This window comes from Maridesulfovibrio spiralis (SeqCode), assembly GCF_048571135.1.
Classification (GTDB): Bacteria; Desulfobacterota; Desulfovibrionia; order Desulfovibrionales; family Desulfovibrionaceae; genus Maridesulfovibrio; species Maridesulfovibrio spiralis.
The window spans coordinates 2,815,013-2,839,336 of record NZ_CP182344.1 but is presented as its reverse complement, the minus strand read 5'-3'; the positions used below and the strand labels follow the sequence as shown (position 1 = coordinate 2,839,336).

General features: G+C 48.1%; 22 protein-coding genes. 16 read left to right on the top strand and 6 right to left on the bottom strand.

What is annotated here, in order from left to right; genetic code table 11:
* The first annotated feature begins 314 nt into the window (after positions 1 to 314).
* The 4 genes from rho to ACNI29_RS12735 all read left to right on the top strand — a co-directional run bounded on the left by rho (position 315) and on the right by ACNI29_RS12735 (position 6,169).
* A complete protein-coding gene (gene rho / locus ACNI29_RS12750; protein ID WP_419778753.1) occupies positions 315 to 1,589 on the top strand; it encodes a transcription termination factor Rho in 1,275 nt (424 codons plus the stop codon).
* 150 nt (positions 1,590 to 1,739) lie between these two features.
* On the top strand, positions 1,740 to 3,206 hold the full coding sequence (locus tag ACNI29_RS12745) for a M48 family metalloprotease (RefSeq protein WP_419778752.1): 1,467 nt from the start codon (positions 1,740 to 1,742) through the stop codon (positions 3,204 to 3,206).
* Positions 3,207 to 3,368: 162 nt separating this feature from the next.
* On the top strand, positions 3,369 to 4,352 hold the full coding sequence (locus ACNI29_RS12740) for a bifunctional riboflavin kinase/FAD synthetase (RefSeq protein ID WP_419778751.1): 984 nt from the start codon (positions 3,369 to 3,371) through the stop codon (positions 4,350 to 4,352).
* Complete coding sequence (locus ACNI29_RS12735) at positions 4,352 to 6,169, top strand: chloride channel protein (RefSeq protein ID WP_419778750.1); 1,818 nt, start codon at positions 4,352 to 4,354, stop codon at positions 6,167 to 6,169. The genes ACNI29_RS12740 and ACNI29_RS12735 overlap by 1 nt, the downstream gene beginning before the upstream one ends.
* A gap of 79 nt (positions 6,170 to 6,248) precedes the next feature.
* Here ACNI29_RS12735 and ACNI29_RS12730 read toward each other — a convergent pair whose 3' ends face one another.
* Genes ACNI29_RS12730 through ACNI29_RS12720 form a run of 3 tightly spaced genes read right to left on the bottom strand, consistent with a single transcriptional unit; the run spans position 6,249 to position 7,171 of the window.
* On the bottom strand, positions 6,249 to 6,641 hold the full coding sequence (locus ACNI29_RS12730) for a hypothetical protein (RefSeq protein ID WP_419778749.1): 393 nt from the start codon (positions 6,639 to 6,641) through the stop codon (positions 6,249 to 6,251).
* Between the two features lie 12 nt (positions 6,642 to 6,653).
* A complete protein-coding gene (locus tag ACNI29_RS12725) occupies positions 6,654 to 6,968 on the bottom strand; it encodes a hypothetical protein (RefSeq protein ID WP_419778748.1) in 315 nt (104 codons plus the stop codon).
* Positions 6,965 to 7,171 (bottom strand): hypothetical protein, encoded by a 207-nt coding sequence (locus tag ACNI29_RS12720; RefSeq protein ID WP_419778747.1) that lies wholly within the window; start codon positions 7,169 to 7,171, stop codon positions 6,965 to 6,967. The genes ACNI29_RS12725 and ACNI29_RS12720 overlap by 4 nt, the downstream gene beginning before the upstream one ends.
* Positions 7,172 to 7,439: 268 nt before the next feature.
* Between ACNI29_RS12720 and hslV the strand changes: the two genes are divergently transcribed.
* The 4 genes from hslV (at position 7,440) to ACNI29_RS12700 (ending at position 12,120) form a co-directional block, all read left to right on the top strand.
* On the top strand, positions 7,440 to 7,979 hold the full coding sequence (gene hslV, locus ACNI29_RS12715) for an ATP-dependent protease subunit HslV (RefSeq protein ID WP_419778746.1): 540 nt from the start codon (positions 7,440 to 7,442) through the stop codon (positions 7,977 to 7,979).
* 18 nt (positions 7,980 to 7,997) lie between these two features.
* The gene (gene hslU, locus ACNI29_RS12710; RefSeq protein ID WP_419778745.1) at positions 7,998 to 9,371 is read left to right on the top strand and encodes an ATP-dependent protease ATPase subunit HslU; all 1,374 of its coding nucleotides are present in this window, start codon (positions 7,998 to 8,000) and stop codon (positions 9,369 to 9,371) included.
* A gap of 175 nt (positions 9,372 to 9,546) precedes the next feature.
* Positions 9,547 to 10,293, top strand: a complete 747-nt coding sequence (locus ACNI29_RS12705; RefSeq protein WP_419778744.1) for a hypothetical protein — start codon at positions 9,547 to 9,549, stop codon at positions 10,291 to 10,293.
* Positions 10,294 to 10,533: 240 nt separating this feature from the next.
* Entirely contained in the window at positions 10,534 to 12,120 is a 1,587-nt protein-coding gene (locus tag ACNI29_RS12700) for a flagellar hook protein FlgE (protein WP_419778743.1), read from the top strand.
* Positions 12,121 to 12,189: 69 nt separating this feature from the next.
* Here the strand turns inward: ACNI29_RS12700 and ACNI29_RS12695 are convergent, their stop codons facing one another.
* Positions 12,190 to 12,663, bottom strand: coding sequence for a ferritin-like domain-containing protein (locus ACNI29_RS12695; protein WP_419778742.1), 474 nt, complete (start codon positions 12,661 to 12,663; stop codon positions 12,190 to 12,192).
* A 307-nt stretch (positions 12,664 to 12,970) separates the two neighbouring features.
* Between ACNI29_RS12695 and ACNI29_RS12690 the strand changes: the two genes are divergently transcribed.
* The 8 genes from ACNI29_RS12690 (at position 12,971) to ACNI29_RS12655 (ending at position 22,511) form a co-directional block, all read left to right on the top strand.
* Positions 12,971 to 14,566: an aminotransferase class I/II-fold pyridoxal phosphate-dependent enzyme gene (locus ACNI29_RS12690; RefSeq protein WP_419778741.1), complete on the top strand. Its 1,596-nt coding sequence runs from the start codon at positions 12,971 to 12,973 to the stop codon at positions 14,564 to 14,566.
* A 12-nt stretch (positions 14,567 to 14,578) separates the two neighbouring features.
* A complete protein-coding gene (locus tag ACNI29_RS12685) occupies positions 14,579 to 14,899 on the top strand; it encodes a hypothetical protein (RefSeq protein ID WP_419778740.1) in 321 nt (106 codons plus the stop codon).
* A 221-nt stretch (positions 14,900 to 15,120) separates the two neighbouring features.
* Entirely contained in the window at positions 15,121 to 17,097 is a 1,977-nt protein-coding gene (locus tag ACNI29_RS12680; RefSeq protein ID WP_419778739.1) for a methyl-accepting chemotaxis protein, read from the top strand.
* Positions 17,098 to 17,714: 617 nt separating this feature from the next.
* Positions 17,715 to 18,896 carry an ABC transporter substrate-binding protein gene (locus tag ACNI29_RS12675; RefSeq protein ID WP_419778738.1) on the top strand — a complete coding sequence of 394 codons (1,182 nt, stop codon included), beginning with the start codon at positions 17,715 to 17,717 and terminating at the stop codon, positions 18,894 to 18,896.
* 88 nt (positions 18,897 to 18,984) lie between these two features.
* The gene (locus tag ACNI29_RS12670; protein WP_419778737.1) at positions 18,985 to 19,893 is read left to right on the top strand and encodes a branched-chain amino acid ABC transporter permease; all 909 of its coding nucleotides are present in this window, start codon (positions 18,985 to 18,987) and stop codon (positions 19,891 to 19,893) included.
* A gap of 12 nt (positions 19,894 to 19,905) precedes the next feature.
* Positions 19,906 to 20,982: a branched-chain amino acid ABC transporter permease gene (locus ACNI29_RS12665; RefSeq protein WP_419778736.1), complete on the top strand. Its 1,077-nt coding sequence runs from the start codon at positions 19,906 to 19,908 to the stop codon at positions 20,980 to 20,982.
* Between the two features lie 27 nt (positions 20,983 to 21,009).
* The gene (locus tag ACNI29_RS12660; RefSeq protein ID WP_419778735.1) at positions 21,010 to 21,777 is read left to right on the top strand and encodes an ABC transporter ATP-binding protein; all 768 of its coding nucleotides are present in this window, start codon (positions 21,010 to 21,012) and stop codon (positions 21,775 to 21,777) included.
* Positions 21,777 to 22,511 (top strand): ABC transporter ATP-binding protein, encoded by a 735-nt coding sequence (locus tag ACNI29_RS12655; RefSeq protein ID WP_419778734.1) that lies wholly within the window; start codon positions 21,777 to 21,779, stop codon positions 22,509 to 22,511. Before ACNI29_RS12660 ends, ACNI29_RS12655 begins: the two co-directional genes overlap by 1 nt.
* Before the next feature lie 303 nt (positions 22,512 to 22,814).
* On the opposite strand, the gene ACNI29_RS12650 is transcribed toward ACNI29_RS12655, so the two are convergent.
* On the bottom strand, positions 22,815 to 23,282 hold the full coding sequence (locus tag ACNI29_RS12650) for a pyridoxamine 5'-phosphate oxidase family protein (protein WP_419778733.1): 468 nt from the start codon (positions 23,280 to 23,282) through the stop codon (positions 22,815 to 22,817).
* Positions 23,283 to 23,547: 265 nt separating this feature from the next.
* Positions 23,548 to 24,207, bottom strand: a complete 660-nt coding sequence (locus tag ACNI29_RS12645) for a trimeric intracellular cation channel family protein (RefSeq protein WP_419778732.1) — start codon at positions 24,205 to 24,207, stop codon at positions 23,548 to 23,550.
* Positions 24,208 to 24,324 lie beyond the last annotated feature (117 nt).

The window sequence follows — 24,324 nt, the reverse complement described above, 5'->3', positions numbered from 1 at the left end:
ATAAACGATTCTTTCAGTTAATGCCGTACTCAGTTGTATGTTGTGGAAACGCACCTTATTCCTTATGGGATTTATCAACCAGCATTTCCACTTAAAACACCTGCAACACGGGCTAAACAAGAATCAACGTTTATTAAACAAACGTTTTGTTCGAAAAGAATTACAGCCTTTCATTCAGGACAATCCAACACAATTTTCATCATAAAGTTAAAGCTAAAGCATTTTGCTATCTGCATGCCCTCTAAAACCATGCATTGCTACTGCTTTACATTAACTACAAAATATTTTTAAACTTTTAACTCCGGTTATACAGTATGGGCCAAGATAAAAAAATACAAAACCTGAACCTGACTGAACTGAAACAAAAGAATATGTCAGACCTAATGGATCTGGCAGCGAAGTTCAAAGTTGAAAACCCCAGCGGAATGCGCAAGCAGGAACTGATTTTTTCCTTGCTTCAGGGTTGCGCTGCGCAGAACGGACAGATTTACGGTGAAGGGGTTCTGGAAGTACTCCCCGACGGATTCGGCTTTCTGCGTTCCCCCACATACAGCTACATGCCAGGACCGGATGACATTTACGTTTCCCCCTCCCAGATCAGACGATTCGGACTGCGTAAGGGTGACATTATTTCCGGTCAGATCCGCCCTCCCAAAGAAGGCGAACGTTACTTCGCCCTGCTCAGGGTAAATGAGATCGGTCTCGAATCCCCAGAACACTCCAGAAATCTGGTTCTTTTCGACAACCTGACTCCCGTATACCCTGATAACCGTTTCAAAATGGAAAACGGTCCCAAGAATTTCAGCTCCCGGGTTATCGATATTCTTTCCCCCATCGGTCGCGGACAGCGTGCTCTGCTCGTTGCCCCGCCCCGAACCGGTAAGACCATGATGCTGCAGAACATCGCCAACTCCATCAACGCCAACCATCCTGACGTTGACCTGATTGTCCTGCTCATCGACGAACGCCCTGAAGAAGTTACAGACATGGCCCGCACTGTTAAGGCAGAAGTTGTAAGCTCTACTTTTGACGAACCGCCGCAACGCCATGTACAGGTTACCGAGATGGTTCTCGAAAAGGCTAAACGCCTGGTAGAACGCAAGCGTGATGTAGTTATCCTGCTTGACTCTATCACCCGCCTCGGTCGCGCATATAACGCGGTTACCCCCTCCTCCGGAAGAGTTCTTTCCGGTGGTCTCGATGCCAACGCCATGCAGCGCCCCAAAAGATTTTTCGGTGCAGCCAGAAACATCGAAGAAGGCGGCAGCCTGACCATCATCGCAACTGCGCTCATCGATACCGGTTCCCGCATGGACGAAGTTATCTTTGAAGAATTCAAAGGTACCGGTAACATGGACCTTTACCTTGACCGCAAGCTTGCTGAAAAACGTGTATTCCCGGCTATTGACATCAACCGTTCCGGCACACGCAAAGAAGAGCTTCTCCTTGATGACGGAGTTCTCAACAAGGTTTGGATCCTGCGCAAACTTCTTGCTCCCATGAACTCCATCGACTCCATGGAATTCCTGCTTGATAAGATGAAAGGAACCAAAAACAACGAAGAGTTCTTCGATATGATGGGTAAATAAACATCCCATTTACACTAAGAATTACTAACCCCGCGAATCAATTTCGCGGGGTTTTCTTTTTGCTTCCTTTCTTTACAACAGTCCATTCAAAACTTACTCTCTTGCTTATCAACTCAAATAACAAATAACATCATAGATTAAGTACCGACTATGCCCTTCAGAAATAAAGCCATTCGTCAATTCACAGCACTGATTCTAATCTTTTTTTTCAGTTTCTGTATAACTCCGCAAGCTTCTGCCAATTCTCTTTTTGGTGATTTCACGGTCAAAGACGAGATCAAGCTGGGTAAGGAATTTGACAAGATGGTTCGCAGCAGACTGCCAATTATTCTGGACCCGCAAATTGAAGGATACATAAAAAAACTGGTTGCCAAGGTGGCCAAGCATATTCCGCCCCAACCGTTCCCCATTAGAGCCACTGTAATCCGAAACAACGCAATGAACGCATTCGCTGTTCCGGGCGGCTATGTTTATGTCTACACCGGATTAATCCTGAACATGAAACATGAGTCCGAGCTGGCCGCTGTAATCGGTCACGAACTCGCGCACGTTTCTCTGCGCCACGTGGCCCGGCGCATGGAGCAGATGCAGCTGGTCAGCATCGCCAGTATGATCGGAACCCTCGCCGGGATGATGCTTGGTGCTGTCGGAGGAGGCAGCAATATGAGCAACCTCGGCTCAGCTATTGCCATGGGGTCCATGGGCGGCGCGCAAAGTGCCTACCTGAACTACACGCAGGAGAATGAGCGGGAGGCTGACCATCTGGGCATGAACTATCTTGTTGCAGCCGGCTACAACCCCAAAAGCATGGTTGACGGTTTCAAGGTAATGAAACAGCGCCAGTGGCACATGAGCAATACCAACATCCCGACCTATCTTTCCACCCACCCCGGTCTGGATGCCAGGATCGAATATTTGCAGGACCGCCTCAAGCGCATGCCGCCGGAATATTTCAAGCGCCGAAATGATGACGCTGATTTTCTCAAAGTACAGACCCTGATCAGGGCCAGACTGACAGCCACAGATGTTGGGCTGGCATACTACCTTGCCATACCTGAAGAAAAGCGGACTTGTCTGGACCATTTAGGGCTGGGTATTCTCTACTCCCGGACCAAGCAGAATAAAAACGCCGCCAAAGAATTTACCAAGGCCCGTGAACTTTGCCCAGCAGATACGCTCATTCTTAGAGAGGAAGGCCGTTTTTACTTTACCATCGGCCAGATGGATAATGCATCGCCATTGCTGCGCGAAGCCTATTTACGCGATCCCACTGATGTCATGGCCCTATTTTTCATCGCCCGTATCGAGGGGGCGCGTAAAAATTATAAACAGGCCATCCTGACGATGCGCCGTGTAGCTGAAATGGTTCCCCACGATCAGGAAATACATTACCACCTCGGGCGCATGCTTGGTGAATCAGGACACTATTTTGAAGCCCATGCCCAGCTTGCATATGCAGCTCTCTACGGCCATAACATCAAACAGGCCCAATTCCATCTGCGCAAAGCAGAAGGACTGGCCAAAACCCGGAAACAACGTGAAAAGCTTGAAAAATTGCAACAGGCTATCGATCCCAGACCGCCTGAAGAAAGAAATGGTGAAAAAAAGGATAAGTGATCACAGACCCAGATATTGATATTAAACACAACCAGCTGATTTATTGACACTTATAGATAAATATTTATATTTATCCCTCCACGGGGCATCTTGAATGATATGGGGTTTTGATGTAGTGGTTCTCGTTTCTACAATCTTACGCCAATAAAAAGTGAAGCGAAAATGATAATCGCAAAATCAATAGACGAAATAGTTAAGCCTGGACAAGGCGCCTGTGTAACAATCGGTAACTTCGATGGTGTCCACAAAGGGCATCAGAAATTGATCAGCAGTACCTGCCGTAAAGGAAAGGCCAACGGTCTCGCCAGTGTAGTCGTAACTTTTGATCCCCACCCGCTGCGGGTGCTGGTTAACAGCAAAACCCCGCCCTTCATCACCCTCACCTCCCAGAAGCTTGAACTCATAGCCCTGCATAAGCCGGACATCATTCTGGCCCTGAATTTTACCAGAGAAATGGCTGCCCTTTCCCCGAAAGAATTCATTCAGCAATACCTCATTGCTCCCCTCGGAATGAAAGAAATGGTCGTAGGCTATGATTACGCTTTGGGAAAAGGACGTAGTGGCAACTACGAAACGATAGTGGAGCTGGGCCGCAAATATAATTACGGTGTGGAACGCCTTGATCCGGTCATCATCAATGATGCTGTAGTCAGCTCTTCCCGTATCCGCGATCTGGTCAGCGAAGGTAACGTCTGGGATGTTCGCCCATTGCTGGGACGGTTCTATCAGGTGCGCGGTGAAGTTGTGCACGGCATGGACCGGGGCGGCAAGCTGCTCGGATTCCCCACTGCCAACATCAAACTGGAAGATGAACTTTTCCCTAAGAAAGGTGTCTACGCTATCCGCGTTGAAGTTGAGGGGAAAGTTCTGCCCGGCGTTGCCAACATCGGCAAGAATCCCACTTTCGGTAACGAAGCTCTTTCCGTGGAAGCACATATCCTCGATTTTTCAAAAGATATTTACGGTAAAGACATCCGCGTTCATTTCATCCAACGTATCCGTTCCGAAAAGAAATTCAATGGACTGGATGAACTGAAAGAACGTATCGGAATTGATATCGGTCTTGCCCGGGAAATCCTTTCCTTCCCTGAATCACAGGTCCGTCCCGGCCTGCATCTGAGTGAATCAGAACCGGGAGCTGAGTAATGAGTCCTTTGCTCGATGTGCACATGTGGAAAAATATTGCCCGTTCCTACCGTAATATCAGCCACTTTCGCTGGCTGGTGCTCGGAATCGTGGTCGGAATTCTTTCCGGTATCGTTGCCGTGCTCTTTTTCGGTGCGGTAGAACTGGGTAAATACATCTTCATGAGCCAACTGGCCGGGCTTTCCCTGCCCGCACCTGAAGGGGAAGAGCTTTTTCACGGCCATGCCGGGGAACAGCTGCGCACATGGACCATTCCCATCTGCCTGACCATCGTCGGTCTGGTTACCGGGTGGCTGGTCAACAAATACATTCCCGAAACCATTTCCGGCGGTACTGACGGTACTGACGCAACCATTAAGTGCTTCCATCAGGGCGGCGGGTTGATGCGCCCCATCGTTCCGATCATCAAGGGTATCAGCTCTATCTTCACCATCTCCGCCGGGGGTAGTGCTGGCCGAGAAGGACCCATCACGCAGATGGGAGCCGGGGTCGGCTCATGGCTGGCCCAGAAACTGAAGCTTTCCACCAAAGAACGCAGAATCCTGCTCCTTTCCGGTGCGGCTGGCGGACTTGGCGCAATCTTCCGTGCCCCGCTTGGCGGCGCGCTTACCGCCATTGAGGTAATCTACCGCGAGGACTTCGAGTCCGAGGCTATCCTGCCTTCGGTTATATCCTCAGTTGTTTCATATTCACTGTTCACACTTTTCTACGGCACAGAGCCTATCTTCGGTATCCCGCGCTTTGTTTTCCACGATCCGCGCGAACTGATTTTCTACGTTGCCCTGGCCTTTGCCTGTACTTTGGCGGGCTGGATGTACATCCGCACTTTCCGCTTCATCAAGTACTCCGTATTCTTCAAGATCAAAGACCGTCTCGGCCTCATGTGGGCTACCGGACTCGGCGGATTAATGATGGGCATCATGGGTATGCTCTTCCCGCAGGTTCTCACCGGAGGTTACGGTTGGCTGGAAATGGCCATCATGGGTGAAATTCCGCTCATGATGATGATTGCCATCGTAATCGGTAAGACCGTTGCGACTTCCATGACCATCGGTTCCGGTATGTCCGGCGGTATGTTCGCCCCGGCCCTGTTCGTAGGTGGTATGTCCGGCGGTATCGTAGGCCAGATTGCCGGGAAATATTACCCGGATATCGTCACCCAGCCCGGCGGATATGTGCTGGTCGGTATGGCTGCATTCTTTGCCGGGGTAGCAAAAGCCCCCATCGGCCCGCTGATCATGGTCTGTGAATTGACACAGGGTTACGGCCTGCTGGCTCCGCTCATGCTCGCCTCCGCGCTCTGCATTGTGCTCGGCCGCAGCTTTTCACTCTACGAACATCAGGTAGAAAGCAAATTCGATTCCCCGGCCCATATCGAAGACAAGACCATCAATATCCTTGAAGGGCTGCACGTGGATACCCACTACAAACCGGGCCGCGTAACCACCCTTGAGGAAGGAACCACGCTTAAGGCGCTGACCGATATTATCGCCAACACCAACGAGTTGTACTTCCCGGTCAAAAACGACGAAGGGATCATCACCGGAATCCTGACTATCCAGAATGTCAGGAACCATCTTTTTAACCCCGACCTCTTCGACCTCATCCTCGCCAAGGACCTCGCGACCAAACCCGCGACCCTCAAAGAGGACGACGATCTCTACACCGCCCTGCTCAAGTTCGTGGACAGCGACTACGGACAGATTCCAGTCGTCGCCGAAGACGACCCGAACAGGATCATCGGCATCCTGAACAGGGAAAACGTTTTCCGTGCTTATGCCAAGTCAGTTAAGGAATTGCGGGAGGCCGCAGAGTAATTTCCTCTATTAGTTAAGCATAAAAGCTCCCTCTTGCTTTGCAAGAAGGAGCTTTTTGTATTTTCTATATGAAGGTATATTAAATTGGTTTGGCTAAATCACCAAGCTCTGCAAAGTCAAAAGCAAGTTGCTTTCGCTCACCAGATTCTATTATTTCCTCTCCTCCAAAACCTGTCAAAAGAGCTCCTACCCCTGCATTGACTCGTTTAACAGTATCACCTCTTTGATACTTATCTGATGCTATTGTAGCCATTTTGGGCTGGACATGAGAAACGACTCCTGTTCCGCGGACAATCTCGAGAAACCCAAGGGATTCTCCTGTATCAGGATCAGTTATTTCATCACGACTTAAACCATATATTATAAAACGTTGCCCAAGTTTAATATTATGTTCAGCACCTCTATTTATTACTATAGAATAATCATCTGGCACACACACAACTTTGGCGGGAAAACCAAGCAAATCCGTCATATCAACACCTACTTAATTCATATATTGTTCTGGCAATGTTGGTTTAATAAGAAGTTTCTCTAAAACATCCTTATTTGCTCCACCAATAGAACTATAAATATCTTCATATCCTTTAACACTATCTGAAAGAGAAATTTGTATTCTCCCGTCAGATTGAATAGTTTCAACAATACCGACACACACAAGGACTTCTAACTTTTCTTTTTTATAATAAATAGAGACAATTGACCTTGCTGAGAAAAACTGGGAAGACTCTGTTAAAATTATCGTTTTTTCTTTATCTCTTATAGTGCTAGTCTGAGCATATACCACTTTAGGGCTTATCATGGATAAGCACTACTTAAATATGCATTAAAAACTGTAAATAAAACAATAAAAACTAAAAGAAACAAAGGAACAATAAATTTAACAGAAACCTCTGTATTTGCAGAATACCCCCAAGCACCCCATGAAATGGCAATACCACCAAAAGTCAAAACAGGGCCATATATATTTTTGAAAGAAACCCACAATTCTTTTGCTATATTCATCTTAACTCCACAAATATAATATCAAGAGGCACAACACTATTCACTAAATAACTTTTATTGTAATGGCAAAAAGCTCATTTAATGGATCAAAATTAATATTTTATGCAACCTCTCCCTCCCCCCTTGCCAACTACCCCACAGGTATTATGTTCTGGTAACTCAAAATTTCGCTCCCCGAAGGGAACACGGAGGCGAAATCAAATTGACCATAAGCGCGCAGCGCAACAGCTACCAGCGCATCATATTGAATAGAATCTAGGAGATGAAAATGGAAATGAGAGGAACAACCATTCTGGCCGTAAAGGACGACAAAGGCACTGCCATGATCGGCGACGGTCAGGTCACAATGGGTCAGGCTGTGGTGATGAAACACTCCGCAGTCAAAGTCCGTACCCTTTACAATGATCAGGTCATCGCCGGGTTCGCTGGTGCGACCGCTGATGCCTTCACCCTTTTTGAACGCTTTGAAAAAAAACTTAAAACCTACTCCGGCAACCTTGTGCGCTCCGCCGTTGAGATGGCTACTGACTGGCGCACAGATAAATTCCTACGCAAGCTGGAAGCGATGATCATGGTCGCCGATGCCGAGCACATCCTTATCATCAGCGGTAACGGTGATGTCATCGAGCCTGACGACGGCGTTGCTGCCATCGGTTCCGGCGGCTCCTATGCCCTTTCCGCTGCGCGTGCGCTCATGCGCAACACAGAAATGCCGGCCGCTGATATTGCCAAGAAATCAATGGAAATCGCCAGCGAAATTTGCGTTTACACCAACGACCATTTCGTTCTCAAAACCCTTGAAAAATAAAAGTCGCGAGTCATAAAAATGAGCAATCTTACCCCCAGAGAAATTGTTTCCGAACTTGATAAATTCATTATCGGCCAGTCAGATGCCAAAAGAATGGTCGCAATTGCCATGCGTAACCGCTGGCGCAGACAGCAGCTTCCGCCGGAACTGCGCGACGAAATAGCACCCAAGAATATCATCATGATGGGCCCCACCGGGGTGGGTAAAACTGAGATAGCCCGCCGTCTGGCAAAGCTCGCCGGATGTCCATTCTTCAAGGTCGAAGCCACCAAATTTACCGAAGTTGGTTATGTTGGCCGTGATGTTGAATCCATGGTCCGCGACCTGATGGAAATCGGCATCAACCTTGTGCGCAAGGAAGAGATGGAGAAGGTTAAAGTCAAAGCCGAAAAGCACGCTGAAGATGCCCTGCTGGACATCCTGCTGCCCTCCTCCAAACCCAAGCAGCCCGGCATGGGATTCTTCAATGCTGATGAACCAGCAGAGCAGGAAGCAAAACCCGCAGCAGACCAGTCCTCCACCCGCGAAAAATTCCGTAAAATGTGGCGCGAAGGCAAGCTCGATGAACGTGAAGTTGAGATTGAAGTGACCGTTCAGGGCGGAGGCGTGGAAATCATGTCCATGCCCGGCATGGAAGATATGGGCATGCAGGTCAACGACATGGTCAGCAAAATGTTTCCCGGCAAAAAGAAGACCCGCAAAGTCAAAATCCGCGAAGCTTACGATATCCTCATCCAGCAGGAATCAGATAAGCTGATCGACATGGACAACGTTGCCGAACTGGCACGCGAACGAGTTGAACAGGGCGGTATACTTTTCCTCGACGAAATCGACAAGATCGCCGGGAATCAGGAAGGCGGAGGTTCTGCCAACGTGTCCCGTGAAGGCGTACAACGTGACCTCCTGCCCGTGGTGGAAGGCTGTGTCGTCAACACTAAGTACGGCATGGTTAAGACCGACCATATCCTGTTCATTTCCGCCGGCGCATTCAGCTACGCCAAGCCCTCGGACCTGATTCCCGAACTTCAGGGCCGTTTCCCTCTGCGTGTTGAACTGACCTCCCTCGATAAGGACGACTTCTACCGCATCCTGACCGAACCTCAAAACGCACTGACCGTTCAGTACAAAGCGCTGCTTGAAACTGAAAAACTGACTATTGATTTCAGCCGCGAAGCACTTGAAGAAGTGGCCTTCAACGCTCAAAAATTCAACGATGAAACTGAAAATATCGGAGCTAGAAGACTCTACACCATCATGGAAAAGATCCTCTCCGACCTCTCTTTCGAAGCTCCCGACCGCTCAGGTGACTCCATTGTTATTGATAAGGTATATGTTCAGGAACAACTGCAGGACGTAATAGAAGACAGGGACCTGTCACGTTATATTCTCTAGAGCCAAACAAATAATATAGATATTAAATAATGAAGCCGGGTAATTACAATATTACCCGGCTTCATTTACCATTATTTGAAATTGAGCATCATACACATCTGTGCTATATGCACAGGCGACATATGTAAGTCACAGCTTAAAGAATCTATCATTCATATAAAAAACGGCACAGATCATGAGCGTAAACAAAAACCCCATGCCTAAGATCAAGGGCACTTTTTCCACCAAGCTGGTGCAGGAAATCGGGACTGGAACAACCAAACGAAAAGTTATCCAGTCATTCCTGTATTTCGCGGAAGAAAGAGACAATGGGGAAATCGGTTTGCGGGTGCTCAATGAAAATGATGTCCCCTCCGGCGAAGAGCAGGTTATAAGTAAAGACGAACTGCTTGAATCTTTCACTCCGGAAGTAGAGCTTTATACTTCCACTGTTTTTCCCGCTATCCAGCAACTCAACAAAACACTTGCCAAAGCGGACCGCCAACGGCAGCAGGGTAATACTTTCACAGCTGAGATGGAATACGGCAAGGCTTTAAAAATAGACGAAGAGAATATCCGTGCCAATTTCGGCATCGGTCTTTGCTACCTTGACCGCAATGAAGCGGAGAAAGCCACCGACGTTTTTGAACGGCTGATCATGCTTGATGCAACCTTTGAAAAACAACACAAACACCTTTTCAATGATTTCGGTATTTCCCTACGCAAAAACCGGATGTTTGATGCTGCTGTAAAATTTTATTCCAGAGCGCTCGGTTTAACCGACAACGATGAGAATCTGTACTTTAATATTGCCCGCTGCCTCTATGAAGACGGCAAGAAAAAAGAATCTCTGGGATATGCGGATAAGTGCCTTACTATCAATCCCGAATCAAAACCGGCTTTAAAACTAAAGAAACACCTGAACAAAAAAACCGTCCTCTGATTCAAAAAAGCCCCCTCCGCCCGCATAACTGCACACACAGTCCTTCTTAATCTTCATAAAGAAGGACTTTTTTTCCTCCTACCAGCCAAACAGATCTTTTAAACCCTTGATATAACTTAATACAAACTTTAGGCACGCACTTTGCTTTAATACCGGTAACCGGATTTTTATTCCGGTCGAAGGTTTAAACAGGTGCAGGCGGAGTCAACATAAGAGCCGCACCTTTCAAGGAGTTTTCTCATGGGTTTCAGCTCAATGTATACAGCCGCAACAGGCGTAAAGTCGCACGGAGTGCTGATGCAGCAGATCGGTGCAAACCTCGCCAACGTTAACACTCTTGCCTACAAGAGCGGCGACACCTTTTTGGAAACACTCGCCAGCCACAACTCGGCAAAAGCAAAGGGCGGAACAGTTAACGGCGGCGCGCATACTGCCGGACAAATAGGCCTTGGTTCTAGGGTTGCTGCCACACGAGTGAATTTCAAGGAAGGCTCTTTTGAATCTTCAAGCTCCAGTACCGACATCGCAATCGGCGGCCAGGGGTTTTTCCGTGTTGCTGACCCGGCAAGCCAGAGCAGCTACTACACCCGTGCTGGTAATTTCCATTTCGACAAAGACGGACACCTTATAGACAGTCACAACAACAGACTGCAGGGCTACAAAATAGACAGTGACGGCGTGATCGGGACAACATCCAGTGATATTTCCCTGCCCATGAAGGAAGAAACCAATCCCAGCGGGGAAACTATCCAGGTTGTAAAGTCAGACCCGAAAGGCACGGATTCCGTATCTATCCGTACCAACCTTGACTCCGGAGCAATTGACAACAGTCAGGACGAAAACAACCCGTTTTTTTCTCTGCTTAATGAATGGAACGGTTCAAGCGACACCCCGCTAAATGCCGACAAATATGAGTACAACAGCTCCATCCAGATTTATGATGACAAGGGCAATAAGCACGATCTGGTCGTATATTTCGATAAAGTAGTCAATGATGGAGACTCATCAGACAAGCGCCACTGGGAATACATTGTAACCGTAGATCCTGAGAGTGACGCAGGCTCTCTGGCCGGAAGTTCCGGCGCAGGACTGGTTATGGCCGGAACCCTCACCTTTTCCGGTGATGGAACCCTGCTTAACCAGAGTGCCTTCACACTCGCAGCAGGCGCAACCGATGCGAAAGATCTCAATAACTGGCAACAGGCAGCCCTGAACAGTAACGGGCAGCCGACATTTGATGTGACTCTTTCCGGCGCGACAGGGACAGCTGCCGCGCAAACAATTTCCCTTGATATGGGCATATCTTCCGCTACAGATTCCTGGACAACCACAGGAATGACCGCAGCAGACGTCGGCAGCAACGCATCCTCCCTGCCCGAAATGAATCAGGGCAGAATCAATGCGCTGGCAACCACTGACTACTTCGGATCTTCTTCAACCATAAGCCAGTCACAGGACGGATTCGGGGAGGGCTACCTTCAGAATGTCGCCTTCAACTCAGATGGGGTGCTGACTGCTCTGTTCTCCAACGGACAGACCAGTGATCTCTATCAGGTGAATCTGTACAATTTTAAAAATGAATACGGATTACGACGGGAAGGTTCAAACTACTTCACCGCGACGCAGGAATCCGGAAACGGTGTACAGGGTGTCGCAAAGAAGCAGGGTCTCGGCTCGGTAGTAAGTAACAGTCTTGAGACCTCAAACGTCGATCTGGCTGAAGAATTTGCCACCATGATCCTGACGCAGCGAGGTTTTCAGGCCAACTCAAAAGGCATAACCACCACGGATTCCCTGATCAACACCGCTCTTGGAATAAAGAAATAATTACCAGACCAGAAAAAAGCCCCCGGCAAAATTTGCACGGGGGCTTATTTTTTTAGATCTATCCAGCTACTAGCTCAGCTTTTCAGCAAGCATGCGCAGGTGTTTGCGTTCTTCGTCAATACATTCTTCAACGAATTTGCGTTCAGCATCAGGAACCATTCTTTTCAGCTCGGTAAAAAGCAGGATGGTATCCTTTTCAAAACGCATAGCTGCACGAACAGCCTGCTCAAAATTGAAAGTTTCATCCTTGAATGCCTCAGTGTAATCGAAGTTGAATACATCATGAGAATCCACAAGAGCCATAACGTACTGAGTATATTCTTCATAGTCGCTTCCCGGGGGAATTTCGATAGCACCGATACGGTCGCGCATATCGCGGAAGAAAAGCTCATGCCTGGATTCTTCTTCAGCAAAGAATTCAAAAAATTCTTTTGCAGCGGGGTCTTTTGCTTCGTCAGCAGCGAGAAGATAGAAAGCCTGTCCTTTCTGCTCAATACGCATGGCAAGCTCAGCCACTTCGTTGGCACTGAAAAAAGTAACCATTAGTACACCTCATTAAATTAAAAACGTCTTATTGAAATCGATTTTTCTTATGATTTATCTAGGACAAATCAGCCGAATCTCTGCAAACAGGTGGTCATTAATTTTTAATATTAACCAGAGTTGCCAAAAGAGCAACCGCATTAGGTCATATTTTTCTACAAGACCCTTTGCCATTTTCATGATTCAATAATATAAAAAACTACTGGATTCAGTATATCACTTTATCAAATACATCAAACAGACCTAGCACGAACCAAGGTAATAATTTTCTTAAAACCCATATACATAACCACTGAAGGGGACAAAAATGACTACAGATTCAAACGAAGACATCGCCCTGCAACATTTTGTGGAACAGGCACTCGATAAGCTGGACCAGATCGAAAATATACTCATCAAAATGGAAAATAGTACATCCCCCTGCACAGCCTCAGTTGCGCAGGTATACGGAATACTCGTTTCCTTAAAAGAAAGTGCCTCGCTGCTGGAACTGACCAGCATCAGCATGGTTGCCGATAAGCTGGGCAAAGTCCTTGATCAGATTTACAAAAACGAAGTCGAACTTACCAACGACCTGCTCAACATCATTATCGACTCCTTTGACAAACTCAATGAAATCGTCAGCAACGCTACACTTAGCAATGACTATGACATCCGTATCATCACTCTGCCCCTTGAGATGTACGCAAAGCCCAGCGCAGCACAGGTGACCAAAGAAGTAGAAACTGCTCCCCAAATACAGCCGAACCCCGCCCCCAAACCGGAACCTGTAGCTGAAACACAGGTTGAACCGACAGCAACTGAGCCTGAGCCTGAGCCTGAGCCTGAACTTAAACCGGCAGTAAAAGCAAAGCCCGGTAAACGCCTCACCCCGACCGCATTCCGCAAAAATTACGGCATCAAGAAAGACATTGATCTGGCCAGCAATTCAAACCCGCTGGGTATTTCCAAGGCAGTATCAAATGCCATCATCAACATGGCTAACAACTGTTGTGCATCGGAAATAAACTCTGACGACAGCCTCAAATTCGGTCTTGCAAAACGTCATGATGTTCCTGAAGAATGCGTACTCACAGCCGGCGGGGCAGTTGAAATTCTGGACTTGACCCTGCGCCTATCCGCAACTCCCGGCATTGACCATGTGCTAAGCTACGAACATGGACTGCCGGAGTACAGCAGTGTTGCAGCACTTTGCGGTGCGGAACTTCTGCGTCTGCCCCGGGGACGCAACTTTTCACCACCGCTGGATCAGCTGGTAAATACCGCAAACGACAATACCGCTGCTGTAATAATCGGCAACCCTGATGTTCCCTCCGGGTACGGTCTTCCAGCAGAAGAACTGGCTACCATGGCCAACCTGCTCCCCAAACGGACCCTTCTGATCGTTGATGAACGCTATATTGAATTTGCATGGCCGGAAGATGACTATTCCATGATCTGTTTTCTGGATAAAATCCCCAACCTTGTAATCCTGCGCAGCTTTACATGGTCATTCGGCCTGAAAGGAGTTCGTCTCGGATATGCTCTTATGAATAAAGAACGCGCACAGCGATTTGAGGAATCAAGACTTCCGTATCCTATCAGCCCGCTGAATGTGGAAGCAGGACTTGCGGCACTGAACCATAACGAATTCTACTATTCCACCATCGCCCTGATCATCAGGGGCCGTGAACGAGTACAGAAAGGATTGGAAGATCTGGGCTGTACCGTATACCCCAGCCAAAGTAATTTCATAATGTTCAGCGCCCCCATCGCAGCAAAAGAACTGCACACCCGAATGCAGGAACACGGCTTTAAGCTCCTGAAGCTGGATGAATTCGGCCTTCCGGATCTGTTCACAGTTTCCATCGGCAACAATTCACGAAACCGCATGTTTCTGGCGGCCATGAAAAACATTTTATAAATGGAGGATTCAATGCTAAAAAAAGTTATCTTTACCGGGCTTATTGTGCTTGCACTGGGAGGATGTTCTAGCCATCCCACCAGCATGCAGGACGTCAACGTATACTGCCGCTCGCTCTCCAGTACGGAATTCTGCAACGATCAGGACAGTGTTTGCGCCAAGTATTCTGAAACAATGCTTGCTCCTTACAAATCAGCAAAAGAATGCCGGCAGGCCTGCGAAGGTGTGCGCCTCAACATTGACCGAAACATGCTGCAGCAGGAATGTATGGAGATAATGGAAAAAGTTGAAGGCAGGTGCACTGAATTCTGCAATGCCAATTACTCTGACTGATAAGCCTCCCGTCAGAACCTTGCAAGTTACTATTCTCTGGCGTAATAGCTGATAAAAATAATACAGGCAGTGCTTCTTATCTGAAGCACTGCCTCTAATTAATATTAAACAAAACCAAGGACTTTTGTGCAATGCTGAAACGGTTCACTGTCGGACAAAAAATATTCTGTAGCTTTAGTATAATATTTATCCTTTTTGGAATTGTCAGCATTGAGTCCTTGATGGCGCTGCAAAAATCATCTTCAGGCTTCACTGACTACCGCTACTTTGCAAATGACTCGAACCTGATCGGTAAGATTCAGGCTGGAATTCTTCAAGGCCGTACATATGTAAAAGATTACATCATCACCGGCGACAATAAATACAGCCGCCAGTACAAGGAAACTACGCAAAATATTTTTCCGCTTATAACAACAGCTGAGACTGAAATAAATTCCACCGACCGCAACAGGATTATCCGTGAAATCGACAATCTATTGAAGGAATATGACGCAACCTTCGCAGATGTAGCTAAAGCGCAACAGGAACGGGACCGGATACTCAACACAGTCATCCTCCCTACCGGCGATCTTATGGAGCAGGATTTCGAGCGCATAATCGATAGCTTGGGCAAATCCAAAAACAACTCGGAAGCCCTGTTTCACTGCGCTAAGGGTGTACGCCATCTGATTTTAGCCAGACTTTATTACACAAAATATCTGGACAACAGCCTCGTATCCCACAAAGACAAGGCTACCAAGGAAATGGAAATGGTCAATGACCATCTGGTCAACCTCACCCCCCTGTTGAAATTCAGGAATCTGGAATTACTCAAGGAAATCGAAGAAGCAGAAAAAGACTACACGGATTCATTCAAGCAAATCATTACCCTTACTGAAACCCGCGACAAGCTTATCAACAACGAACTTGACGTTATCGGCCCGCAGATGAGCAAACTTATCGAGCAGGCAAAACTTTCTATCATTGCCGACCAGAACGAACTTGGCCCCACCCTTCAGGCCCGTAATGACCGGGCAATACTGAATACATATATCTTCGGGATTATTGCATTCCTGCTCGGAACAGCGGCAGTATTGGTTGTCGGCCGAGATATAACCCTGCCGCTGCGCAAAGTAGTGGAAGCGGCTTATCGCATTGCCGAAGGTGACATGACGCAGGAAATCAAGGGGACAGAACGCAAAGATGAACTCGGCTCACTTGCCCGGGCATTCAATAAAATGAATAGCTCGCTCAACAAAATGGCCGGAGCCATGGAGCGGGTTGCCGACTCCGATCTAACTGTTAATGTTGAAGCCCGCTCGGAAAACGACACTATCGGCAAAGCCCTGGCTGTCATGATCGAAAACCTGAAAGGGGACAATCAGAAAATCCACGAAACCGTGCGCACTCTGTCTTCCTCCTTGAGCCAGATCTCAGCAGCTTCAGCTGAACTCACCGCCAGTGCGGCAGAAACCGCCAGCGCAGTAGCTGAAACCAACGCTACCGTAGAAGAAGTCAAACAGACCGCCCACCTCTCTAATGAGAAATCGAGACAGGTTGCAGACGTGGCCCGCAAGGCCGTCTCGACATCTCAACAGGGCAGAAGAGCTGCTGATGACGCCTCTTCCGGTATGAAAGATATCCGCACCCAGATGGACACCATCGCGCAGTCCATCGTCAAACTGTCCGAGCAATCCCAGCACATCGGGGATATCATTTATGTAGTTAACGATCTTGCCGATCAGTCCAACATTCTGGCAGTGAACGCTTCCATCGAAGCTTCCAAAGCCGGAGCCGAAGGACGTGGTTTCACAGTCGTTGCCCGTGAGATCAGAAATCTATCTGATCAGTCCAAGGAATCTGTTGCCCAGATCCAGTCAATTCTCGCGGATATCCAAAAGGCAACCAGCTCTGCGGTGATGATAACCGAACAGGGTGGTAAAGCTGTTGAAACAGGTGCGAATCTCTCAGGACAGACAGGCGAAGCAATCCTCAACCTCAGCACTGTCATCAACCAGTCTGCGCAATCTTCAGCCCAGATCGCAGCTTCCAGTCAGGAACAGCTGGCTGGACTGGATCAGGTTGCTGTGGCACTCGGCTCTATCAAGCAAGCTGGAGAGCAGAACCTTGACAGCTCCCGCCAGTTGGAAGAAGCGGTTAAGGACCTCGACCAGCAGGCCCGTTCTCTCAAAGTCATGATGGACAGATTCAAGCTCTAATCAATAGATAAATATGACTTAATCAAGCCCCGGAAGATCTTCTTCCGGGGCTTTTTTCGCATTTCGAAGTCAATTGATTAGATAATCATTCAAAAAACGTCAAATCAAAGAATACACACAAACCACTGTTTATTAAGATTAAAAACACAAAAACAAGAAACAAACCGGCTAGAATGGATCAAATACATTTCTTTTTACTGCTAAACAAAGCACTCTTAATTTTCAAAAATTCTTTTTAGCGAAATTTTAGGGGGTATTTTTTTTGATAATCAAACACGATGTCATAATTTTACTCATTTTACATTTTTATACCGAACAGTCACCCAACCACTCTTCTAACATAGACCACCACCTTCTGCTCGCCTCTTCAAATTTCTATCAACATATTGTTTTATATTACTTTACTGACGAACAACACATATTCCATATTATTCGATACATAAATCGCCAATCATTCACGGCTCATGAAATCACAATCAAATACCTTAAATAAATAACTATTTTTTTAAAGAGACCCTTTTTTGCAAAAATGTCTTTTGTAAACCATCCTTTTGAGATATTTTTTAACACCTAATGCCAAAATTCGAATTCTTAATAAACATCTCAGGAGGTAAAGAATGAAAAATTTGATTCTAAGGTCACTGCTGGGCCTCGCGGTTCTCGCGCTGGCTATGATTGTTGTCAGCGGCTGCTCTGAAAAAGAAGAAAAGATCAAGATCGGTTTCAACATCCCCCTCACCGGAGACATCCCCAAAGTAGGTGAAGCCTCCAAAAATGCTGCAGAAATGCTCCTTGCTGACATTAACGGACAGGGTGGACTTGAAGTCGGCGGCAAGAAAATTCCTCTTGAGTTCTTTTATGAAGACAACGAATCGAAAGCCGAGTCCGCTGTTAACGTAGCCCTCAAACTTATTGAACAGGACGGCGTTGCAGCAATCATCGGCCCCAACTCATCTAAGCAGGCAGTTCCTGCTGGTGGAACCTGTAACGACAACCGAACCCCCATGGTTTCCCCCTGGTCTACAAACCCGGACACTACTAAAAACCGTCCTTGGGTTTTCCGCGCAGCCTTCCTCGATCCTTTTCAGGGTCCGGTTGCTGTAAACTTCGCAACCAAACAGTTTAAAGCCAAGACCGCCGCAGTTCTTTTCGACATTTCCAATGACTACTCCAAAGGTCTTGCAGAAATTTTCAAGGAAGTATTTGAAAAGAAGAACGGTGCTAAATCCATCGTGGCTTTCGAATCCCACGGAACCAAAGACCAGGACTTCTCTGCACAGCTGACCAAAATCATCAACTCCAAACCTGATTTCATTTTTGTTCCCGACAACTACAATCAGGTTGCACTTATCGTTAAACAGGCCCGCGACCTCGGCTACAAAGGCCCCTTCATGGGTTCTGACGCATGGGGTTCAGCCGAACTGATGAAGCTTTGCGGCGATGACTGCAAAGGCCAGTTCTTCTCCACCCACTACGCAGCAGCAGGCGCGAAAGGCGCAACCAAAGAATTCATCGACCGTTACGAAGCCAAATACGGCGAAACGCCTGACGATGTTGCAGCCCTCACCTGGGACGCAGCACGTCTCGTACTGCAAGCCATTCAGGATGCAGGCTCCTACAATTCCGATATCAAAGCTGAACGCAAAGCTATCCGTGACGCTCTGAGCAACATCAAGGAATTCGCAGGCATCACAGGTTCCATGAAATTTGACAGTCAGGGTGACCCCATCAAGTGCGCAGTAGTCGTACGCATCGACGAAAACGGCAATTTCGTATTTGCCGAATCCGTCTGCCCCTAATTCATTAAAATAAAATCAGGCGGCGGAAGCTACTCTTCTGCCGTCTGATTATTTTTTACAAACCGTTTTACACAAAGGATGACCGCAAGTGGATATCCTCATCCAGAATTTACTCAATGCCCTGCAGTGGGGCAGTTTTTACGCGCTTATTGCGCTGGGCTACACCCTTGTTTACGGGGTCCTTCTGCTGATCAACTTTGCCCACGGCGACATTTTCATGGTCGGGGCATACATAGCATTTTTCACAGCCACCGCCCTGCTGGGCTTTCTCGACTTTGCCCCGTGGATGGTGCTGGCCCTGACCGTACCGCTGACCATGATCCTTACTGCCGGGGTCGGGGTTACAATTGAACGCATCGCCTACCGGCCCCTGCGCAGAAAGGGAGCGCACAGGCTGTACGTAGTTATCACAGCACTTATGACCGGCCTGATTCTTGAGAACGGCAACCTCGCTCTGCTCGGTGCGAGCCGCAAGAAATTCCCGGAACTGCTCGACAAAGTGGTCTACACTTTCGGCAATGTCTCGGTCACCAACCTGAAGATTATTGTAATCTTTGCTGCCATTGCGGTTTTCCTGTTGCTGCAATTCATCGTCACAAAGACCAAGATCGGCATGGCTATGCGCGGTATTTCTTATGATAAATTTGCCATTCCGCTCATGGGTATTCCCATCGATAACGTAATCGTATTCACCTTTGTACTCGGTTCCGGCATGGCCGGACTGGCCGGACTGCTCTTTGCCATGTCCTACCCCATCCTTGAGCCATACATGGGTGCGCTCATCGGATGGAAAGCATTCATCGCAGCGGTCGTGGGAGGTATCGGGGATATTCGCGGTGCTTTCATCGGCGGCTTCCTGCTCGGCTTCATTGAAGTTGGGGTTGTAGCCCTTTTCCCCTCCACTTTCCGGGACCTGTTCGCCTTTTCAATCCTGCTGGTAATCTTATGGGTAAAACCAACAGGTATATTCGGCGTTGCCAAGACAACCAAGATTTAAGGCGGATACACTATGCAGAAATACAGTTTCAATATCGGACTCTGGGCCATGGCCGCCATTGTTGTTGCCCTTTCCCAGTTCGGCGCGCTGGACCTCTACATCCAGTCGGTTATCATGTTCATCGGCATCAACATCATCCTTTCATCAAGTCTGAATGTTGTTAATGGTTACATGGGAGAATTCTCCTGTGGACACGCCGGATTCATGTGTATCGGGGCTTACGTATCATCTATTCTGAGCGTTATGTTTTTTGCTCAGGATAAGATTTTCGGTGCACCGATTCTGCCCCCGGAGCTTGCTCCGCTGGGCTTCCCCATCATTGTAATCATATCTGGGCTGGTTTCCGCCGTAGCAGGACTCATCGTGGCTATACCCTCCTTCAAAACAAGGGGTGACTATCTGGCGATCATCACCATTGCCGCCAACTACATGGTCATTTCAGCCATTGAAAACATGGATGTCATCGGCGGCCCGCGCGGCTTCATGGGCATGAAACGGGTGGTCAACGCCATGGAAGACCTGATCGATATTCCCTGGATGATGATCTGGGTAATTCTTGGAACATTCATGAGTATATGGATGATCCGCCGTTTTGTATCTTCCACCTACGGCAAGGGGATCATGTCCATCTGTCAGGACGAGGTCGCAGCCGAGATCATGAGCGTGGACACCAACAAAATGAAAATGGCCGCCTTCATGCTTTCCTCCGGACTCGCCGGGGTAGCCGGAGCACTCTTTGCCCATGTTCTGGGCTACGTTAACCCGCAGTCATTCAACATCATGAAATCAACCGAATGTCTGGTCATGGTTTATCTCGGCGGCATGGGCTCACTTGGTGGCTCAATACTATCAGCAATATTCTTCACCGTAATGCTCGAACTGCTGCGCTTCATCATCCCGGCTATAGACACCGGAATGCATTTCCTGAACCTGCTCCCGGACACATACCATCTCAGTCAAGTCTGGAAATGGGTTCTCATCCCGCTGACCCTGATCCTGCTTATGCAATTCAGACCCGAAGGAATCATGGGCAACAAGGAACTGCCCGACCTATTCCCGCGGCTTAAAAAATTCTACAAATTCAAGTAGCCCTGAACCGCGCGAAAAGGAGATAAAATGACACTATTAAATATAGACGGACTCACCCAAAGGTTCGGAGGGCTGCAGGCCGTTTCCGATTTCAATATACAGCTTGAGGAAGGTTCCCTAACCGGATTAATCGGCCCCAACGGTGCAGGTAAGACCACCATATTCAACCTCATCTCCGGATTTTACCAGCCAACGGAAGGAAGCATCACCCTTGACGGCAACCCCACACGCGGTCTGAAACCGCATCAGGTCACCGCCATGGGTGTGGCCCGCACATTCCAGAACATTCGTCTCTGGCATGATATGACCGTGCTGGACAATATCCGCATCGCCCAGCATTACCGCATGGGCTACGGATTCTTCGATGCCATCATGCGCACCAAAAACTACTATCTCAGGGAAAAGGAAATCGAACGCATCTCAACCGAGCTGCTCGAATTCATGGACCTGAAACAGTACGCGGAGGAACTGCCTACCAACCTGCCGTACGGCTTGCAGCGTCGCGTTGAAATCGCCCGGGCCATGTCCATTCAGCCCAAACTTTTACTGCTTGATGAACCTGCTGCCGGACTCAACTCCTCTGATGTTGAAGGGCTGATCAAACTCATAAAGTGGATTCATGATGAATTTGACATCACCATCCTCATGATCGAACACCAGATGAAGGTGGTCATGACCCTTTGCAAATGGATTAAATGTATCGATTTCGGTGCCACAATCGCCGAAGGAACACCCGAAGATATCCAGTCCAGCGAGACTGTTATCAAAGCTTATCTGGGAGATGATTCAATCTGATGACTACTCTACTTGAAATCAAAGATCTCCGCGTAAAATACGGTAATATCGAGGCCCTGCACGGCATCTCGTTCAACGTCAATGAAGGCGAAATCGTCACTCTTATCGGCGCAAACGGTGCAGGCAAGACCACCACCCTGCTATCAATCAGCCGGCTTCCCCCGCCGGAAGCCCCCAAGGTTGTTTCCGGGGATATCTGCTGGGAAGGTAATTCTATCCTCGACATGCCGCCGCACAAGGTCATTTCCGATCTGCATTTGGCACTTGTTCCCGAGGGTCGCCACATTTTCGGTAACCTGACCGTGGAAGAAAACCTCAAACTGGCAACCTATGCCCGCAAGGATTCCATCAAGGATATCCATGGTGATTATGACCGCGTGTTCGGCCTGTTCCCGCGTCTTGCCGAACGACGCAAGCAGCGCAGTGAATCCCTTTCCGGCGGAGAGCAGCAGATGCTGGCCGTCGGGCGCGCGCTCATGTCCAAGTGTAATTTCATCATGCTAGATGAACCTTCCATGGGACTGGCGCCGCTGCTCATGTACGATATGTTCCGCACACTCAAAGAACTGAACGAACAGGGGTTGACCATTCTGCTCATCGAACAGAACGCCAATCTGGCGCTCAAGTTCGCGCATCGCGGATATGTGCTCGATACAGGTGAAATCGTTGCGCAAGGGTCGTCCGCTGAACTTATGGATGATCCTGAAGTTAAAAAGGCCTATCTAGGCGGATAGTTTGTTAGCCTCCGGCGGCGCTACCACGGGTCCCTTCGGGGAGAGCCTACCGGCGGCCCCTCCGGGGGCTTAAACCCTTTTTATTGCGCCCCTTCCTGGGGCTTACCCCTTCGGGGCGGTGCTTTGGGGCACCGGTCAAATCCGCTTTCCTGCGGATTTATGTAAAAAGGGTTTAAGAATCCCAAAACTTTTTATTACGGCTTCGCCAGGAAGTTTAATTAAAGAGTCTTAATAATAAGAAAACGGGTGGTTTGACTAAGCGTCAGACCACCCGTTTTTGATGTTGCGAAAGCTTGGAAAAATTTATTTCACGCGCCCTTTTGCTGTGGCGTGAACGATATTAATTTTGATGACCCGTGTCTTATCCATATCATTATTAATATACTTCTCGCCTGCGGGGATATGGTCAGGAGAAAGACGCTGCACCAGTGCCAGCAGTGCTTCTTTTTTCTCAGCACCGGAAACTTCTTCGGCTTTACCGAAAGCAACTACGGAACGGAACTTGATGCTGAATTTAGAAGGCAGCAATTCAGTGTCCACGTAAACGCAAAAAGAAACCTTTGGATTAAATGCGATATTGTCGAGCTTATGTCCGGTCAGGCCGCAATGAAAATAGATGGCTCCGTCATGAAAAACGTAATTGAGCGGTGTGGCATAAGGGTAACCGTCCTCGCCGCAAGAGGCTAAAACACCCTCTTCCCCGGCCTGCAAAATTTCTTCGACTGATCCTTCGGGCAGGATCTTCTTGGTATTCTGGATTTCTCTGAACATGATTTTATCTCCGTTTAGAACTTATGCCCATTCAAATACTTCAGAACCCGCCAGACATAAAGTGACAATTCCCGAATATTCCATGGACACAGTCCCCAAGATTAATGGCGAAGCCCTATAAAAAGTTTTGAAGTGTCCAGAGAAACTTTTCCCAAAAGTTTCTTACCTATTGCCGTTAGGCGAGAGCTTCTTGCTCGAGTCTTACGGATATAGAGCAGCGCTGGCCCCCGGAGGGACTCTCGGTAGAGCCGCCGGAGGCATCAAATTACCGACTACGCCCGCCGACCCTGACAAATTCACCAGGAGGTCCGAGCCGGACATCATAAATGACAGCAAAACCGCGCAGAACCAGCGTACTCATAAATCCCGCAGCCATGGCTATTTCCGGTTGAACAGCCAGTGTCATCATCCCCACGTTCACAAAAGCTCCTACCAGAGCAGCAACTGCATAAAGCTCACCGCAAAGAATCATCGGCCTGTTTCCAGTCAAAAGATCGCGAATAACACCGCCCCCTGTAGCAGTCATCACTCCCATGAACACAGCCACAGGCCAAGGAGACAACGATTGCAAAAAGGCCACAGAACTCCCGGTAACAGCAAACGCACTCAGACCCAACGCATCAAACCATGAAGTGGCCTTATAACGATCCTTGATTTCCAGACGGCAAAAATATGTAAACAAGGTCGCTATGATACATAGATACAGCTCTACAGGATCTTTGGTCCACCAGACCGGACGGTCCAACAACACATCACGCAACGACCCGCCACCGAGTCCGGTAATAGTCCCGATCAGAACATAGCCCACGATATCCATCCTGCGTCTGCCTGCAGCCAAAGCACCACTGACCGCAAAAACAATATCGCCGAAATACATGAATCCATGGATGGCGGACTGGACCACCTCACCATTCAAAACACTCATTTTCAACCTCAACAGCAGACAAGCTGCATTATTTTTAATTTTTAACCAATTTCAGGTACGCAAAATTTGAGGGACACATAATTTCAGATTAATAAATTGTAAAGACTATATTTCGCT

Excerpts from the sequence above, each read along its gene's own strand:
- rho (WP_419778753.1), top strand. The coding sequence starts at position 315 with ATGGGCCAAGATAAAAAAATACAAAACCTGAACCTGACTGAACTGAAA.
- ACNI29_RS12745 (WP_419778752.1), top strand. The coding sequence starts at position 1,740 with ATGCCCTTCAGAAATAAAGCCATTCGTCAATTCACAGCACTGATTCTA.
- ACNI29_RS12740 (WP_419778751.1), top strand. The coding sequence starts at position 3,369 with ATGATAATCGCAAAATCAATAGACGAAATAGTTAAGCCTGGACAAGGC.
- ACNI29_RS12735 (WP_419778750.1), top strand. The coding sequence starts at position 4,352 with ATGAGTCCTTTGCTCGATGTGCACATGTGGAAAAATATTGCCCGTTCC.
- ACNI29_RS12730 (WP_419778749.1), bottom strand. The coding sequence starts at position 6,641 with ATGACGGATTTGCTTGGTTTTCCCGCCAAAGTTGTGTGTGTGCCAGAT.
- ACNI29_RS12725 (WP_419778748.1), bottom strand. The coding sequence starts at position 6,968 with ATGATAAGCCCTAAAGTGGTATATGCTCAGACTAGCACTATAAGAGAT.
- ACNI29_RS12720 (WP_419778747.1), bottom strand. The coding sequence starts at position 7,171 with ATGAATATAGCAAAAGAATTGTGGGTTTCTTTCAAAAATATATATGGC.
- hslV (WP_419778746.1), top strand. The coding sequence starts at position 7,440 with ATGGAAATGAGAGGAACAACCATTCTGGCCGTAAAGGACGACAAAGGC.
- hslU (WP_419778745.1), top strand. The coding sequence starts at position 7,998 with ATGAGCAATCTTACCCCCAGAGAAATTGTTTCCGAACTTGATAAATTC.
- ACNI29_RS12705 (WP_419778744.1), top strand. The coding sequence starts at position 9,547 with ATGAGCGTAAACAAAAACCCCATGCCTAAGATCAAGGGCACTTTTTCC.
- ACNI29_RS12700 (WP_419778743.1), top strand. The coding sequence starts at position 10,534 with ATGGGTTTCAGCTCAATGTATACAGCCGCAACAGGCGTAAAGTCGCAC.
- ACNI29_RS12695 (WP_419778742.1), bottom strand. The coding sequence starts at position 12,663 with ATGGTTACTTTTTTCAGTGCCAACGAAGTGGCTGAGCTTGCCATGCGT.
- ACNI29_RS12690 (WP_419778741.1), top strand. The coding sequence starts at position 12,971 with ATGACTACAGATTCAAACGAAGACATCGCCCTGCAACATTTTGTGGAA.
- ACNI29_RS12685 (WP_419778740.1), top strand. The coding sequence starts at position 14,579 with ATGCTAAAAAAAGTTATCTTTACCGGGCTTATTGTGCTTGCACTGGGA.
- ACNI29_RS12680 (WP_419778739.1), top strand. The coding sequence starts at position 15,121 with ATGGCGCTGCAAAAATCATCTTCAGGCTTCACTGACTACCGCTACTTT.
- ACNI29_RS12675 (WP_419778738.1), top strand. The coding sequence starts at position 17,715 with ATGAAAAATTTGATTCTAAGGTCACTGCTGGGCCTCGCGGTTCTCGCG.
- ACNI29_RS12665 (WP_419778736.1), top strand. The coding sequence starts at position 19,906 with ATGCAGAAATACAGTTTCAATATCGGACTCTGGGCCATGGCCGCCATT.
- ACNI29_RS12660 (WP_419778735.1), top strand. The coding sequence starts at position 21,010 with ATGACACTATTAAATATAGACGGACTCACCCAAAGGTTCGGAGGGCTG.
- ACNI29_RS12655 (WP_419778734.1), top strand. The coding sequence starts at position 21,777 with ATGACTACTCTACTTGAAATCAAAGATCTCCGCGTAAAATACGGTAAT.
- ACNI29_RS12650 (WP_419778733.1), bottom strand. The coding sequence starts at position 23,282 with ATGTTCAGAGAAATCCAGAATACCAAGAAGATCCTGCCCGAAGGATCA.
- ACNI29_RS12645 (WP_419778732.1), bottom strand. The coding sequence starts at position 24,207 with ATGAGTGTTTTGAATGGTGAGGTGGTCCAGTCCGCCATCCATGGATTC.